The sequence below is a fragment of the Geodermatophilus dictyosporus genome (assembly GCF_900115505.1).
GTDB lineage: Bacteria > Actinomycetota > Actinomycetes > Mycobacteriales > Geodermatophilaceae > Geodermatophilus > Geodermatophilus dictyosporus.
This window is the reverse complement of record NZ_FOWQ01000005.1, coordinates 246,353-261,381: the sequence shown is the minus strand read 5'-3', so window position 1 is coordinate 261,381 and position 15,029 is coordinate 246,353. Positions and strand designations below refer to the sequence as shown.

13 protein-coding genes are annotated in these 15,029 nt (G+C 77.0%); 5 read left to right on the top strand and 8 right to left on the bottom strand.

All coding sequences use genetic code 11. The annotated features are described in order from the left end of the window. Window positions 1-3: 3 nt before the first annotated feature. The 5 genes from BMZ33_RS14170 to BMZ33_RS14150 are packed head-to-tail and all read right to left on the bottom strand — an operon-like array spanning window position 4 to window position 4,840. Window positions 4-900 (bottom strand): glycosyltransferase family 2 protein, encoded by an 897-nt coding sequence (locus tag BMZ33_RS14170; protein ID WP_091111587.1) that lies wholly within the window; start codon window positions 898-900, stop codon window positions 4-6. Further along, entirely contained in the window at window positions 897-1,757 is an 861-nt protein-coding gene (locus tag BMZ33_RS14165) for a glycosyltransferase family 2 protein (protein WP_169064323.1), read from the bottom strand. The genes BMZ33_RS14170 and BMZ33_RS14165 overlap by 4 nt, the downstream gene beginning before the upstream one ends. Continuing rightward, window positions 1,754-2,779, bottom strand: a complete 1,026-nt coding sequence (locus BMZ33_RS14160) for a prenyltransferase (protein WP_169064322.1) — start codon at window positions 2,777-2,779, stop codon at window positions 1,754-1,756. Before BMZ33_RS14160 ends, BMZ33_RS14165 begins: the two co-directional genes overlap by 4 nt. Before the next feature lie 49 nt (window positions 2,780-2,828). Next, window positions 2,829-3,593 carry a class I SAM-dependent methyltransferase gene (locus tag BMZ33_RS14155; RefSeq protein ID WP_091111581.1) on the bottom strand — a complete coding sequence of 255 codons (765 nt, stop codon included), beginning with the start codon at window positions 3,591-3,593 and terminating at the stop codon, window positions 2,829-2,831. Beyond that, a complete protein-coding gene (locus tag BMZ33_RS14150; RefSeq protein WP_169064321.1) occupies window positions 3,587-4,840 on the bottom strand; it encodes a glycosyltransferase family 4 protein in 1,254 nt (417 codons plus the stop codon). The genes BMZ33_RS14155 and BMZ33_RS14150 overlap by 7 nt, the downstream gene beginning before the upstream one ends. A 72-nt stretch (window positions 4,841-4,912) precedes the next feature. On the opposite strand from BMZ33_RS14150, the gene BMZ33_RS14145 reads away from it, so the two are divergent. The 3 genes from BMZ33_RS14145 to BMZ33_RS14135 all read left to right on the top strand — a co-directional run bounded on the left by BMZ33_RS14145 (window position 4,913) and on the right by BMZ33_RS14135 (window position 7,178). After that, window positions 4,913-5,206, top strand: coding sequence for a Dabb family protein (locus tag BMZ33_RS14145; protein WP_091111578.1), 294 nt, complete (start codon window positions 4,913-4,915; stop codon window positions 5,204-5,206). Then, complete coding sequence (locus BMZ33_RS14140) at window positions 5,203-5,976, top strand: hypothetical protein (RefSeq protein ID WP_091111576.1); 774 nt, start codon at window positions 5,203-5,205, stop codon at window positions 5,974-5,976. Before BMZ33_RS14145 ends, BMZ33_RS14140 begins: the two co-directional genes overlap by 4 nt. A 116-nt stretch (window positions 5,977-6,092) precedes the next feature. After that, window positions 6,093-7,178: a DUF4192 domain-containing protein gene (locus BMZ33_RS14135; RefSeq protein WP_091111573.1), complete on the top strand. Its 1,086-nt coding sequence runs from the start codon at window positions 6,093-6,095 to the stop codon at window positions 7,176-7,178. Window positions 7,179-7,220: 42 nt separating this feature from the next. On the opposite strand, the gene BMZ33_RS14130 is transcribed toward BMZ33_RS14135, so the two are convergent. Beyond that, window positions 7,221-9,308: a S9 family peptidase gene (locus BMZ33_RS14130; protein WP_091111570.1), complete on the bottom strand. Its 2,088-nt coding sequence runs from the start codon at window positions 9,306-9,308 to the stop codon at window positions 7,221-7,223. Window positions 9,309-9,465: 157 nt separating this feature from the next. Continuing rightward, complete coding sequence (locus BMZ33_RS14125; RefSeq protein WP_091111567.1) at window positions 9,466-10,173, bottom strand: iron-dependent transcriptional repressor DtxR; 708 nt, start codon at window positions 10,171-10,173, stop codon at window positions 9,466-9,468. Window positions 10,174-10,363: 190 nt separating this feature from the next. Between BMZ33_RS14125 and BMZ33_RS14120 the strand changes: the two genes are divergently transcribed. Continuing rightward, window positions 10,364-11,545 (top strand): acetoin utilization protein AcuC, encoded by a 1,182-nt coding sequence (locus tag BMZ33_RS14120; RefSeq protein ID WP_091111564.1) that lies wholly within the window; start codon window positions 10,364-10,366, stop codon window positions 11,543-11,545. A gap of 154 nt (window positions 11,546-11,699) precedes the next feature. Beyond that, entirely contained in the window at window positions 11,700-14,312 is a 2,613-nt protein-coding gene (locus BMZ33_RS14115) for a bifunctional acetate--CoA ligase family protein/GNAT family N-acetyltransferase (protein WP_169064320.1), read from the top strand. 15 nt (window positions 14,313-14,327) lie between these two features. Here BMZ33_RS14115 and BMZ33_RS14110 read toward each other — a convergent pair whose 3' ends face one another. Beyond that, window positions 14,328-15,026: a dihydrofolate reductase family protein gene (locus tag BMZ33_RS14110; protein ID WP_169064319.1), complete on the bottom strand. Its 699-nt coding sequence runs from the start codon at window positions 15,024-15,026 to the stop codon at window positions 14,328-14,330. Window positions 15,027-15,029: the final 3 nt, after the last annotated feature.

Genomic DNA, 15,029 nt, shown 5'->3' with positions numbered 1-15,029 from the left:
CCTTCAACTGACGTACCTGCGGGCGGTCGAGCGGCGCTGGACGGCGTCGAGCGCTGCGAACCGCGCCTCGGCGTGCGCCGGCAGCACCCGCCGCTCGCGCAGCACCCACGGCGCCCCGCGCACCGCCGCCCACAGCCCCTGCGCGGTGACCCGGTCGCGGGGCAGTGTCCGCAGCAGGTGCACCGTGCGGCGCAGCGCGGGGCGCAGCGGGCGGCGCAGCCACGTCGTCCAGAGGGTGTTGCGGATGCCGTCGCGGCGCCGGCGGTGCGCGTCGCGGACCCTCGACGCCTGGTGGTGCACCGTCAGCGACGGCAGGTAGCACAGCTCCCAGCCCGCGGCCGCGAGGTCACCGGCCATGAGCTCCTCCTCGCCACCGAGCCACAGCCGGTCGCAGAAGCCGCCGACCTCGGTGAACGCCGCCCGCCGCAGCACCGAGGCGCCCGCGAGGAACGACCCGAGCGCCGGCCCGGGCAGCCAGGGGGCGCCGCGGACGGGGGAGTCGCGCAGCTCCGGCACGATCGGGTCCTCCCGCGCTCCGGGCTCGACGACGATCCGCGCGGTCACCACGGCCAGCCGGGGGTGGGCGTCGAGCACGTCGGCGGCGTGCCGCAGCGAGCCGGGGTCCCACCAGGTGTCGTCGTCGCAGAAGGCCACGTAGGGCGTCGACACCCGGGCGACGCCGACGTTGCGGCCGACCGCTCCCAGGTTCTCCGGGCTGGCGACCAGCTCGACCCCGGGGAACCGCTCGCGGACGGCCTCCGCCGTCCCGTCGGTGGAGCCGTTGTCGACCACCACCACGTGCGGCCGTTCCGGCAGCGCCACCAGCCGGGACAGCGCCAGCAGCAACTCCTCGCGGCGCTGGTGGGTGATGACGACGACGGCGGTGCGGGCGTCCGTCATCCGGCCAGCAGACGGCGGTCGGCCAGCACCGGGGCCGGCAGCCGGCGGCGGCGGCGCACCGCGGCCGGCAGGTCCGGCAGCGCCCGCCACAGCCCGCGCCGCTCGGGCCCCCCGGCGCGCAGGGCGGCCGCCACCGTGCCGGCGACATCGCGCAGCGGCAGCCGCATGACCGCGGTGAGCACCTTCGACCGCCACACCGCCGTGCGCCGGGCGGCGGGGTCGTGGCGGCGGGTCGAGGGGTGGTGGTGCACGGTGACCGAGTCGACGTAGGCGATGTCCCAGCCGGCGGCGGCCAGGTCGAGGGAGAGCCGCTCCTCCTCGCCGGGGAAGCGCACCACCGGGTCGAACCCGCCGACGGCCAGGAACGCCTCGGTGCGCACCATCGCCGCACAGCCGATGAAGCCGAGCAGCCGCGGACCGGGCAGGTGGGCCGGGGTCCCCAGCGGGCTCACCGCCAGCTCCGCGCACAGCGGGTCCAGCCGCTCCTCCGGGCCGACCAGCACGCGCGCGTTGAGGACCGCCAGCCGGGGGTGGGCGCGCACGACCTCCGCGGCGCGGGCCAGGTCGCCCGGTGCCCACCACGAGTCGTCGTCGGCGAAGGCCACGAGCTCGGTGCCCGCGACGCCGGCGCCGATCGTGCGGGCGCGGGCGCCGGCGTTGCCCGCCAGCGGCACGACGGTCACCTCGGGCAGCGCGGTGCGGACGGCCTCGACCGTGCCGTCGGTCGACCCGTTGTCGACCAGGACGACCGGTGCCTCGTGGCGGGGGAGGGTGGCCAGCAGGTCCTCCCGGCGGTCGCGGCTCATCACGACGACGGTCACGCCGTCGGTCGCCGGGGGTGCGGACGTGCCGGTCACGACTCGACCCTGCCCGGCAGGGGCGCGGCCGAACCGGGGACGTCCACGGTGCCGGGGGCCGGCAGGGCGGACGGGTCGGCGAACAGCCCCGACGCGGGGGTGGCCCGCGCCAGCGCGTCGACGGCCAGCACCACCGCGGCCGCCGTCCAGGTGGGGCGCTCCACCGGCCACCGGGCGTCGTCGGCGTAGACCAGCCCGGTCCAGTACGAGCCGTCGTCGTGGCGCAGGTGCTGCATGGCGGCCACCTGCTCGCGGGCGGCGTCGGGCTGCCCGGCGACGACCAGGGCCAGCGCCAGCTCGCAGGTCTCCGCGCCGGTCACCCACGGGCGGTCGGCGACGCAGCGCGTCCCCAGGCCGGGGACGACGAAGCGGTCCCAGTCGCCGGCCAGCCGGGCGCGGGCCGCCTCGCCGGTGACCGCGCCGGCCAGCACCGGGTAGTACCAGTCCATCGAGTAGCGCGACCGGTCGGCGAAGGCGCCGGGGTCGGTGCGCAGCGTCGTCCCGAGGTCGGTGACGGCCAGCTCCCAGTCCGGCTGCGGCTCGCCGGCCAGCCCCGCCAGCGCCACGCCGCAGCGCAGCGCCTGGAAGAGGCTGGCGTTGCCGGTCAGCAGCGCGGTGTCGTCGGGGGTGCCGTCCGGGCGCAGCGCCCAGCTCACCGCGCCCGAGGACAGCTGCATGCGCACCACCAGGTCCAGGCCGCGGCGCACGGCCGGCCAGAGCTCGCGCACCAGCCGCTCGTCGCGGCTGGCCAGCCACGAGTGCCAGACGCCGACGGCGAGGTAGCCGGCGTGGTTGCTCTCGACGGCGGGGGAGGTCGCGGCGCCGTCGCGGTACTCGGCGGCCCAGGAGCCGTCGGGCCGCTGCCGCGCGGCCAGCCACCGGTAGGCCGCCGCCGCCCGCTCGTGCTCGCCGCCGACGTCGAGGGCCATGGCCGCCTCGACGGAGTCCCACGGGTCCAGCTGCGCGCCGCGGGACCACGGCAGCGCGCCGTCGGGGTGCTGCTCGGCGGCGATCGCGGCCACGGTGCGCCCGACCGCCCCGCCGTCGAGGACCCCGGGGAGCTCGGGCAGCTCAGCGCGCGGCAGCGGTCCGCTCCCGCTCCGGGTGGACGACCTCGGCCGGCGGGAGGGCGGGCCTGCTCGCGTAGACGACGAGGCTCTTGCCGATCAGCGGGTCGAGCACCCGCTCGGCCACCCGGGTGACCCACGGCCGCCGGGTGAGGTCCCAGACCAGCAGCCGGTGGTAGGCCCGCACGACGGCCGCGTCGCGGTCGACGCCGAGGGCGCACTTGAGCCACCAGTAGGGCGCGTGCAGGGCGTGCGCGTGGTGCTGCCTGCCCGGGACCAGGCCGGCCGCCGACAGCCGGGCGCGCAGCGCGTCCCCGCGGTAGATGCGGACGTGGCCGCCCTCGTTGGCGTGGTAGGCGTCCGACAGCGCCCAGCAGACCCGCTCGGGGCCGAAGCGCGGCACGGTCACCGCGACGGTGCCGCCGGGCCTGAGCACCCGGGCGATCTCGGCCATGGCGCGGGCGTCGTCGGGGATGTGCTCGAGCACCTCCGAGGCGATCACCCGGTCGACGCTGGAGTCGGGGACGGGCAGGTGCCGCAGGTCGCCGCGCACCACCTCGTACCGGGCCCCCGCCGGTGCCTCCCCGCCCGCCGCGATGGCGCCCAGCCACTGCCTCGTCGTCGCCACCTCGGACTCGCCCCAGTCGACGGCGACGACGTGCGCCCCGCGGCGGTAGGCCTCGAACGCGTGCCGGCCCTCGCCGCAGCCCAGGTCCAGGACCGTCGTCCCGGGTCGCACGTCGAGCAGGTCGTAGTCGACGGTCAGCACGGGCGCCCCTTCTCGCCGAGCACGCGGCGGTACCAGTCCGCGGTCCGCTCGGCGGTCGAGCGCCACGTGTAGGAGGCCAGCACGCGCCGGCGCCCGGCGCGGCCCAGCTGCTCCTGCAGCGAGGGGTTCTCCAGCACCAGCCGCAGCGCCGCGGTCAGCTCGTCGACGTCCCCGGCGCGCACCCGGAGCCCCGCCTGCGTGCCCACCACCTCGGGCAGCGCCCCGGCGTCGGTGGTCACCAGCGGCGTCCCGCAGGCCATCGCCTCGACGGCGGGCAGCGAGAACCCCTCGTACAGCGACGGGATGGCGGCCACGGTCGCCGACTGCAGCAGCCGCACCAGGTCGGCCTCGGGCAGCGGCCCGGTGAACCGGACGGCGTCGCGCAGGCCCAGGCGGTCCAGCGCCGCCTCCGCCGGGCCGCCCGGGCGGGCGGTGCCGACGACGGTCAGCCGCACCGGCCGCTCGGTGCGCAGCTTGGCCACCGCCTCGAGCAGGTGCACCAGCCCCTTGAGCGCGACGTCGGCGCTGGTGGTGACCACGACCGAGTCGCCCTCGCGGGACCGGCCGGCCGGCGGCGGGGTGAAGACCTCCGGGTCGATGCCGACCGGGACGACCTCGACGCCGGCGGCGGGCACGCCCAGGTGCGTCTCGATGTCGCGCCGTGAGCTCTCCGAGACGGTGGTCACCGCGTCCAGCCGGGGCGCGACGCGGGCCTGCATCGCGGTGAACCCGTACCAGCGGGTCAGCGTCAGGCGACGGCGCAGGGTGGGCGCGGCGGCCAGCTCCAGCTGCCGGTCGATGGCGACCGGGTGGTGCACGGTGGCCACGGTCGGGACGCCGGCGCGGACCAGGCGCAGCAGCCCGTAGCCGAGGCTCTGGTTGTCGTGCACGACGTCGAACTCGTGCGCGCGGGGGAGCAGGGCCCGGGCCGCGCGGAGGCTGAAGGTCAGCGGCTCGGGGAAGCCGGCCGTGCACATCGCCGCCCACTCCAGCACGTCGATCCGGTCGCGGAACTCCGAGGGCCGCGGCGTGCGGAACGGGTCGGGCTCGCGGTAGAGGTCGAGGCTGGGCAGCCGGGTGAGCGGGACGCCGTCGTCGAGCTCGGGGTAGGGCTGGCCGCTGAGCACCTCGACGTCGTGGCCGAGCGCGGCCAGCTCCCGCGACAGCGCCCGGACGTAGACGCCCTGGCCCCCGCTGTGCGGCTTGCTCCGGTACGACAGCAGGGCGATGCGCAGCCGTCGTCCCATGCGCCGGACTCTAACGACCCCGGACCGTCCGCCCGCTCGCCCGCCTCCGGCGGTGCCTGCCAGGGTGGGGGCGTGATCCGACACGTCGTCCACTTCACCTGGTCCGACACCGCCGACGAGGCCCGCCGGGCCGAGACGGTGGCCGCGCTGCGCCGCCTGCCCGAGCAGGTGCCCGGCTCGCTGGCCTTCACCGTGGCCTCCGACGCCGGGCTGGTCGAGGGCAACGCGCACACCATCCTGGTCGCCGACTTCCCCGACGCGGAGACCTTCCGCGCCTACGCCACCGACCCGACGCACCAGGCCGTCATCGCCGAGCACGTCCGCCCGATCCTGGCCGCCCGCAGCGCCGTCCAGTACGAGCCGTGAGTCCCCGCCGCACCCACCGCGCGGGCCGGCTCGCGGCTCCGGGGCTGGTGGCCGCCGCGCTGCTCACCGGCTGCACCGGCGACGAGGGCGGCCAGGCGGCGTCGGGGCAGTCGTCGGCCTCCCCGTCCGCGTCCTCCTCCGCGTCCTCCACCGCGTTGCCCTCCTCGGGGGCCGGCGGTTCGGAGCTCGCGCCCGGGCTGCTGCCGGCCGAGGCCTTCGGCCCCGACGCCCGGGTGACGCCGGTGACCGAGGAGCAGCTCGCCCAGGGCGCGGCGCTGGCCGGCGGCTCGGCCGCCGGCCTGCAGGTGGACCCGCCCGAGTGCGCCACCCTCGTGCAGCAGAGCCAGCCGTCCTTCGACGAGTACGAGGACGTCGCCGCGCAGGTCGCCGTGGTCGGGACGACGACCACCGTGCAGGCGCTGGTCTCCGGCGGTCCGGCGGAGGAGGCGCTCGCCGGCCTCGGCGCACCGCCGGCGGGCTGCGAGTCGGTGCGGGTCACCTCGCCCGAGGTCGGCACCGTGGACATCGACTACGGCCCGCTCGAGGTCCCCGACCTGGGCGACGGCTCCGGCGGCATCGCCTTCACCACCACCACCGCGGGGGCGGGGGAGGCGGTGCTCGTCGTCCCGGCGCTGGTCGGCGTGGTGCGGGACGGCGAGCGCGCCCTGGTCCTGCTGAGCACCGACACCCAGGGCGGCGCCGTGGACCCCACCGCCTTCACCTCCCTGCTGCAGCAGGCCCACGAGACGCAGGCGGAGAACCTCGACTGACGGAGGGCCCCTCCCGGTACCGACGTCCCGGGGGTCGGCCGTCCACACCCGGCGGTCGGTCCACAGACCCGGCCGGCCGGCTCCGGCGGGCCTCGGACGGCTCCAGGGTCGGCCGCGTGGACGAACCCCCGCTGCCCCTCATCCGGCTCGGCGACACCGGCGAGGTCGCCGCCGCCCTGCCCCACCTGCTCGGCTTCCGGCCCACCGAGTCGGTGGTCCTGGTGGGCCTGCGCGGACCCGGCGGCAGCCGGGTCGGCCTGACCGTGCGCGCCGACCTCCCCCGCCCCGCCGACGCCGCCGCCCTGGCCCGCACGCTCGCCGCCAGGCTCGTCACCGACGACCCGGCCGCGGTGCTGCTGGCGGTCGTGTCCGAGGCGCCCGACCGCCCCTGGACGCCGCTGCTGCACGGCCCCGTCGGCCCCGGCCCGGACGCCGACCTGCCGCACCGCGACCTCGTGCACGAGCTGGTGCTCGCCCTCGACGCGGTCGACGTGCCCGTCCGCGAGGCGCTGCTCGTGCGCGCCGGCCGCTGGTGGGACTACGACTGCCCGTACCCGTGCTGCGAGCCCGGGGCCGGCACCCCGCTGCCCGGGGGCGCCAGCCCGCTGGCCGCCGCGGCGGTGGCCGGCGGCGCGGTGCTCGCCGCCGACCGCGACGCGCTGGCCGCCCGCATCGCCCCGCCCGCGGGGGGTGCCGGGGCCGCGGCGATGGCCGACGTGTGCCTGTGGGCCGGGCGCGAGCACGCCGCCCGGCTGCGGACGGCCGGGCGGTCGGTGCTCGCCGGTGAGTGCGACGCCGCGGTCGCCGGCGCCGTGGCCGCCTGCCGGCCGGGCCCGGACACGGCCGGGACCCGGCTGCCGGACACCCAGGTGGCGCGGGTGCTGTGGGCGCTCACCCTGACCGAGGTGCGCGACCGCGCGCTGGCCACCGCACTGGGCGAGGACGCCGCGGCCGCCGAGGTGCTGTGGACCGAGTGCACCCGCCGCGCCCCCGTCCCGCTCGACGGCGTGCCGGCCACCCTGCTGGCGATCAGCGCGTGGCTGCGCGGCGACGGCGCCACGGCCAACGTCGCCCTCGACCGCGCGCTGGCCGCCGACCCCGGCGCCGTGCTGCCCCGGCTGCTCGCCGACGGGCTGGCCGCCTGCCTGCCCCCCGCGCAGCTGCGCGCGCTGATCAGCGACTCCCTGGGGTCCACCCGGTGAGGCGCTGGAACGGCCCTCCTGCAGGGGCAGGAGGGTCCTCCGTCAGACCAGGTCGGGCCGCTGCCAGTCCTGCCCGAGGACGTGCTCGGCCAGGAAGGCGAGCACCGTCTCGTACCAGACCGCGGCGTTGCCGGGGGTGAGCACCCAGTGGTTCTCGTCGGGGAAGTAGAGGAACTTCGAGGGGACGCCGCGCTTCTGCAGGTCGTACCAGAGCCGCAGGCCCTCGCCGATGGGCACGCGGTAGTCCTTGTCGCCGTGGATGACCAGCACCGGCGTCCGGATGGCGTCGGCGAACCGGTGCGGGGAGTTCTGCTCGTAGCGCTTCGGCTCGACGAGCGGGTCGCCCCACTCCTTCTCCCAGTAGTAGGCCGCGTCGGTGGTGCCCACGAACGAGTCGAGGTCCCAGAGGCTGGCGTGCGTGACGATCGCCCGGAACCGGCCGGTCTGGGTGGCCACCCAGTTGGCCATGTACCCGCCGAAGGAGCCGCCCATCGCCGCGGTCCGCTCCGCGTCGAGGTCGGGCCGCTCGAGCGCGGCGTCGACGGCGGCCATGAGGTCGGTGTAGGGGGCGCCGCCCCACTCGCCCCAGCCGCGGCGCACGAAGTCCTGCCCGAAGCCCTGCGACAGCGCCGGGTTGGGCAGCAGGACGGCGTAGCCGCGGGCGGCCAGCACCCACGGGCACCAGCGCCACGACCACGAGTTCCAGCTCATCAGCGGACCGCCGTGGATCCACAGCACCAGCGGCGCCGGGTCCGCCGCGCTCGCACCCTCGGGCAGCACCAGCCACGACTGCACGCGGGCACCGTCGGCGGCGGTGGCCTGCACCTCGGTCAGCGTGCCCGGCAGGCGGGGGAGGGTGCCCGGGTTGGGCAGCGCGGCGGGGTGCTGACCGGTGGCCCGCGGGTCCAGCCGCACCGGGGCGGGCGGCTCGTCGTACGCCGAGCGCAGCGCGTAGAGCGCACTGCCGTCGCGGGCCACCTGCAGGTCGCTGTAGGCGCCGTCGGTGGTCAGCCGCACCGGGTCGGACCCGGAGAGCTCCACCCGGAAGAGGGCGTGCCGGCCGTCGTCGTCGGCCAGGAAGTAGACGGCGTCGCCCTCCGCGCTGAACTGCGGCGCGCTCGGCCAGCGGTCGAAGCCGGGCGTGAGGTCGCGGGCCTGCCCGGTGGCGACGTCGACGACCAGCAGCGTGTAGTCCGGCGGCTCGGCGTAGGTGGTCAGCGTCTCCCGGACGCAGACCACCGCGGCGCCGTCGGGGGAGAAGCGGGCGGAGTGGACGTCGGCCAGCGGGTCGTCGGCCAGCACCCGGCTGTCCCCGGAGCCGGTCTCGACCAGCACCAGCCGGTCGCGGCGCCCGGCCGGGCCGTCGGGGACGGAGTCCACCCGCAGCACCAGCCGGCCGTCGGGGGAGACGGTGACCGACTCCCCGGCGCCGGTGGGGGGGCCGGCGTCGGGCGTGAGGTCGCGCAGCTCCACCGGCTCGGGCGGCTGCCCGGCGGTCCCCTCCGCGGGCAGCGCGCCGGCCCAGAAGACGTGCGGGACGGCCGGGCCGAGGTCGCTGTCCCAGTACCGCACCGGGTAGGCCTCGTGCAGGATCGCCGACACCCCGGCGTCCTTGCGGGCGGTGCGGCGCCGCTCGTCCTCGGCGGCGTCGGCGGCACCCGGCATCGCCGCGGCCACGACGACGACCTCGCCGGTGTCGGCGGCCACCGCGAAGCCGCCCACGCCGCCGGGCCGGGTGACCACCGGGCGGGACTCCCCACCGCCGGCCGGCAGGGCCCACAGGGCCGACTCCGGCTCGGCGCCGCCGGTGGCCGCCGGGTCGGGCCGGGCGGAGAGGAACAGCAGGCTGCCGTCGGCGGCGAACACCGGCGCGGACTCGCCGGGCGCGCTGCGGGTCAGCCGCCGCGCCGGGTGCTGCCCCTCCGGGTCGACCTCCCACAGCGCCGGCAGCCACTTCTTGCGCTCGGCGTCGAGGGTCTGCACCGCGATGGCCAGCCGGCGACCGTCGGGGGAGAGCGCCAGCCCGGCGACGCGCGGCACGGCGACGAAGTCGGCCAGCCGGGCGAAGGGGTGTCCCGGGTCGTCGGCGGGGGTGGCCGGTGGGCCGGTCGGGGCGTCGGGCTGGCTCACCGGGTCTCCTCGCGAGTGGGTGGCGCACGATCGGTGCGGACCACCGTAGACACCGCGGCGCCCGGGACCGCCGGAGCGGATCCCGGGCGCCGGGAGGTGGCCCCTCACCCGGGTCCCGCCGCGAGCTCGCGAGCGACGGGGGGCGAGGGGGCCTCGCTCAGAGCTGGGCGGCGACCTCGGCCGGGGTGAGCTCCTCGTCCAGGACGGCGACGAAGACGTGTTGCGCGACGCCGTGCGGCAGCGCCTGGCCGTCGAGGCTGATGGTCCCGTTGCTCGACGTCGCCACCACCGTCGCGCCCGGGCGCAGTCCGCGGTCGGCCAGCGCCCGGAGCAGGTCGGCGTCCTCCTGCAGCTGCTCGCTGATCCGCCGGATCACCACCCGGCGGCCCTCGGCGGTGGCCGAGGTGGACAGCAGGGTGAGCGGGTCGAGCACCGCGGAGGTCTCCCCGCCCAGGGCGTCCAGGCCCGGGATCGGGTTGCCGAACGGCGAGACCGTCGGGTTGCCCAGGAGGGTCAGCAGCTTGCGCTCGACCGCCTCGCTCATCACGTGCTCCCAGCGGCAGGCCTCCTCGTGGACGTCGGCGTAGTCCAGGCCGATGACGTCGACGAGCAGGCACTCGGCCAGCCGGTGCTTGCGCATGACCGCGGTGGCCAGGTGGCGGCCCTGGTCGGACAGCTGCAGGTGCCGGTCGCCCTCCACGGTCAGCAGCCCGTCGCGCTCCATGCGGGCGACGGTCTGGCTGACCGTCGGGCCGCTCTGGTGCAGCCGCTCGGCGATCCGCGCCCGCAGCGGCACGATGCCCTCTTCCTCCAGCTCGAAGATCGTGCGGAGGTACATCTCGGTGGTGTCGATGAGGTCGTTCACTGGCACTCCTCCGTGTCGTGCCCGATCCTACGGCCCGTCGTCGTGCCGCCCGGGTCACGCCGGGAGCCGGACGCAGGGCACCACCGGGGTCGCGGCGGTAGCGTCCCGCCGCAGGGGAACGGCCGTACCGGCGTCCCCGGCCGGCCGGGCGAGGAGGCCCGGCCGGCGGGCGCGGCGACAGGAGGAGCCCGTGAGCGACGCGGTGGCCGTCGTGTGGGACGACGCGCTGCTCGGCTACACGATGGGCGGCGACCACCCGCTGCACCCCGTGCGGCTGGACCTGACGATGCGGCTGGCCGAGGGCCTCGGCGTGCTGGCGAGCGACCGGCTGGAGGTCGTCGCACCGACCCCGGCCGGGCCGGACCTGCTCACCCTCTGCCACGACCCCGAGTACCTCGAGGCCGTCCGGCGGGCGCCCACCGACCCCGGGGTCGGGCACGGGCTGCACACCCCGGACAACCCCGTCTTCGAGGGCATGTACGACGCCGCCGCGCTGATCACCGGCGGCAGCGTGCTGGCCGCCGACCTGCTGCACCGCGGCCGGGCGCAGCACGCGGTCAACATCTCCGGCGGCCTGCACCACGCGATGAAGGACCGGGCGTCGGGGTTCTGCGTCTTCAACGACGCCTCGATCGCCATCGCCTGGCTGCTGCGCCAGGGCTGGGAGCGGATCGCCTACGTCGACCTCGACGTCCACCACGGCGACGGGGTGCAGACCGCCTTCTACGACGACCCGCGGGTGCTCACCGTGAGCGTCCACCAGACGCCGCTGACGCTGTTCCCGGGCACCGGCTTCCCCGAGGAGACCGGCGACCCGGACAAGGCGCTGGGCAGCGCGGTCAACCTGGCGCTGCCCAACGGCACCGACGACTCCGGCTGGCTGCGCGCCTTCCACGCCGTCGTCCCCAGCGTGCTGCGGGCCTTCCGCCCGCAGATCCTGGTCACCCAGTGCGGCTGCGACGCCCACCACGAGGACCCGCTGGCCGACCTCGCCCTGACCATCGACGGCCAGCGCGCCGGCTACGCGGCGGTGCACGAGCTCGCCCACGAGCTGTGCGAGGGCCGGTGGCTCGCCCTGGGCGGCGGCGGCTACGGGCTGGTGCGCTGCGTGCCGAGGGCCTGGACGCACCTGATCGCCGAGGCGTCGGGGGAGCGGCTGGACCCGGTGACCGAGATCCCGCAGTCCTGGCGCGACGACGTCGTCGCCCGGGGGCTGCGCGTCCGGCCGCCCACGCACATGACCGAGGGCGGCTACACCGGCTTCTCGGCGTGGGACCCGTTCACCGAGTCGCGGGTCGACCGCGCGATCGCCCGCACCCGCCGGGCGTCCTTCCCCTACTTCGGCCTCGACCCGGACGACCCCCGTGACTGAACAAGGACCCCCCTGCCCCCCACCACTCGCAAGCTCGCGGCGGGACCCTGCAGGGGGGCCGTCGGCGGACCTCGCCACCCCGCCGGGGGAGCAGGAGGCGCCGCGGCCGCCCGCGCACTGGGAGGCCGACATCATCGCCGCCGACGGCGGCACGGTGCACCTGCGCCCGATCTGCCCCGAGGACGCCGACGGGCTGACCGGTCTCATGGAGCGCAGCTCCGACCAGACCCGCTACCTGCGGTTCTTCGGGCCGATGAAGCGGCTGTCGGACCGCGACCTGCACCGGTTCACCCACGTCGACCACTCCGACCGCGTGGCCTTCGTCGTGCTGCTGGGCGACCAGCTGATCGCCGTCGGCCGCTACGACCGCCTGCCCGGGACCACCGACGCCGAGATCGCCTTCCTCGTCGAGGACGCCCACCAGGGCCGCGGGCTGGGCTCGGTGCTGCTCGAGCACCTCGCCGCCGCGGCCCGCGAGCGCGGCATCACCCGCTTCGTCGCCGAGGTCCTGGCGCAGAACGCGCGGATGGTGCGGGTCTTCCTCGACGCCGGGTACCACGCCAGCCGCTCCTACGAGGACGGCGTGGTCCACCTGACCTTCCCGATCGCGCTCACCGACGACTCGCTCGCGGTCAGCCACGAGCGCGAGCAGCGCAGCGAGTCCCGCTCCATCGCGCGGCTGCTCACCCCGTCGTCGGTGGCGGTGGTCGGCGCCAGCAACGACGAGGGCAAGGTCGGCAACGCCGTCCTGCGCAACCTGCTCGAGTACGGCTTCGACGGCCCGGTCTACCCGGTCAACCCGAACGTGCGGCACGTGCGCGGCGTGCCGGCCTTCGCCTCCATCGAGGCCATCCCCGACGACGTCGACCTCGCCGTCGTCGCCGTGCCGGCCGACGAGGTGGCCGGGGTCGTCGAGAGCTGCCGGCGCAAGCGGGTGCGCGGCCTGGTGGTCATCTCGGGCGGCTTCGGCGAGAGCGGCCCGGCCGGCCGGGACGCCGAGCGCCGGCTGGTCGCCGCCGCCCGCGCCTCGGGCATGCGCGTGGTCGGACCCAACTGCCTGGGCATCGTCAACACCGACCCGGCCGTGCGGCTCGATGCCAGCCTCGCGCCGCAGGTGCCGGGCCGGGGCCGGGTCGGCTTCTTCGCGCAGTCCGGTGCGCTGGGCGTGGCGCTGCTGGAGCGGGCGCGCAGCCGCAACATCGGCCTGTCGAGCTTCGTCTCGGCCGGCAACCGCGCCGACGTCAGCGGCAACGACCTGCTGCAGTACTGGGCCACCGACCCCGGCACCGAGGTCGTGCTGCTGCACCTGGAGAGCTTCGGCAACCCGCGCAAGTTCGCCCGGCTGGCTCGCTCGGTGGCCCGCACCAAGCCGGTGGTGGCGGTCAAGAGCGGCCGGCACGGCGGCCTCGCGCCGGGCCTGGCCGGCACCTCGGTGGCCGTGCCCGAGCAGTCGGTGGCGGCCCTCTTCACCTCGGCCGGCGTCATCCGGGTCGACACCGTCGCGCAGCTGTTCGAGGTCGGCATGCTCGCGGCCCACCAGCCGCTGCCGGACGGCGACCGGGTGGCCGTCGTCGGCAACTCGACGGCGCTGGGCGTGCTGGTCGCCGACGCCGTCCTCGACCAGGGGCTCGCCCTGGCGCACGAGGCGCCGGTCGACATCGGCACCGGCGGCAGCCCGGAGGAGTTCCGCGCGGCGCTGCAGTCGGCCGTGGACGACGACGGGGTCGACGCCGTGGTGGCGGTGTTCCTGCCGCCGCTGGTGCGCACGCCGCCCGAGGAGTACGGCCGGGCGCTGCGCGAGGTCTCGGTCGGCTCGGCCAAGCCGGTCGTGGCGACGTTCCTCTCCGCCGAGGGCTTCCTGCCGGAGCTGACCCTGCCCGACGCGGCCGGCATGCCCGCCCGCGGCTCGGTGCCCTCCTACGCGACGCCGGAGCGGGCGGTCATCGCGCTGGCCCGGGTCACCGAGTACGCGCGCTGGCGGCAGCGGCCGGTGGGCACGGTGCCCGAGCTGCCCGACGTCGACGAGGAGCGCGCCCGGGCGATCGTCCAGGGCGCACTGGCCGACAGCCCCGCGGGCCGGCCGCTCACCGACGACGAGGCGCTGGCCCTGCTGGGCGCCTACGGCATCCCGCTGCTGGGCACCCGGGTGGTCACCGACGCCGAGCAGGCGGTCGCGGCCGCGGACGCCGTCGGGTACCCGGTCGTGCTCAAGTCGACGGCGCCCTGGCTGCGGCACCGTACCGACCTCGGCGGGGTGCGGCTGGACCTGGCCGACGCCGCCGCCGTCCGGGCCGCGTACGCCGCCATCCCCGCCGGTGACCCGGTGATCGTGCAGGAGATGGCCGCCCCGGGGGTGGCCACCGTGGTGGAGGTGGTCGACGACCCGTCGTTCGGCGCGCTGGTCAGCTTCGGCGTCGGCGGGGTGGCCACCGACCTGCTCGGCGACCGGGCCTACCGCACCCTGCCGCTCACCGACCTCGACGCCGCCGAGCTGGTGCGCGCCCCGCGCGCCTGGCCGCTGCTCGACGGCTGGCGGGGGGCCGAGCCGGTCGACGTGGCCGCGCTCGAGGACCTGCTGCTGCGGGTGGCCCGGCTGGCCGACGACCTGCCCGAGGTGCTCGGCCTGGACCTGACGCCGGTCATCGTCGGCCCGGCGAACCCCTGGCACGGCGGCCGCTCGCTGGTCGTGGCCGGGGGCACCGCCCGGGTCGGCCCGCCCACCGCGCGCGTCGAGCCCGGAGCCCGCCGGATGCGCGACCTGTACTGAGCGCCGCGGCCGGCCTCACCTGCGCCAGAACAGGTGGTGCGTGACGCCGCTGGGGCTGGGGACGACGTCCCGGTGGAAGCGGTCGAGCAGCTCGTCGGGTGAGGTCCACAGCCGCGATCCGCTCCCCAGCTCGACCGGGGCGACGGCCACGTGCAGCGTGTCGACCAGGTCGGCGTCGAGGAACTGGCGGATCACGGTGGCGCCGCCCCCGAGCCGGACGTCGGCGCCGCCGGCCGCCGCGCGGGCCTGCTGCAGCACCGTGGCCGGGTCGGCGTCGACGAAGTGGAACGTGGTGTCCGACAGCGTGAACGACGGCCGCACGTGGTGGGTCATCACGAAGACGGGCGTGTGGAACGGCGGCTCGTCCCCCCACCAGCCCCGCCACTGGTGGTCCTGCCACGGACCGCGCTGGGGCGAGAACTTGTTCCGGCCCATGATCTCGGCACCGATGCCGTGGGCGAAGTCGCGGACGAGGTGGTCGTCCAGACCCCGGCTGCCGCCCGGCTCGGTGCGACCCGGGAAGCTCGCGGTGGCGAGGGCCCAGGCCATCAGCTCCCGGGGATCGGCGTGCCCGAACGGCCGCTGCAGGCTCTGCCCCTCGCCCGCGCCGTACCCGTCGCTCGAGACGGTGAAGTTCTGCACCCTCAGCAGCCGGCCCACGGTCCCCTCCTCGGTGTCCACGACGGGCAGACCGGCGCCCGGGCCGGAACTCATCGG

What these genes read in the sequence shown, in the direction of transcription:
- BMZ33_RS14150 (WP_169064321.1), bottom strand. Translation starts at nt 4,840, where the DNA reads ATGGGACGACGGCTGCGCATCGCCCTGCTGTCGTACCGGAGCAAGCCG.
- BMZ33_RS14170 (WP_091111587.1), bottom strand. Translation starts at nt 900, where the DNA reads ATGACGGACGCCCGCACCGCCGTCGTCGTCATCACCCACCAGCGCCGC.
- BMZ33_RS14110 (WP_169064319.1), bottom strand. Translation starts at nt 15,026, where the DNA reads ATGAGTTCCGGCCCGGGCGCCGGTCTGCCCGTCGTGGACACCGAGGAG.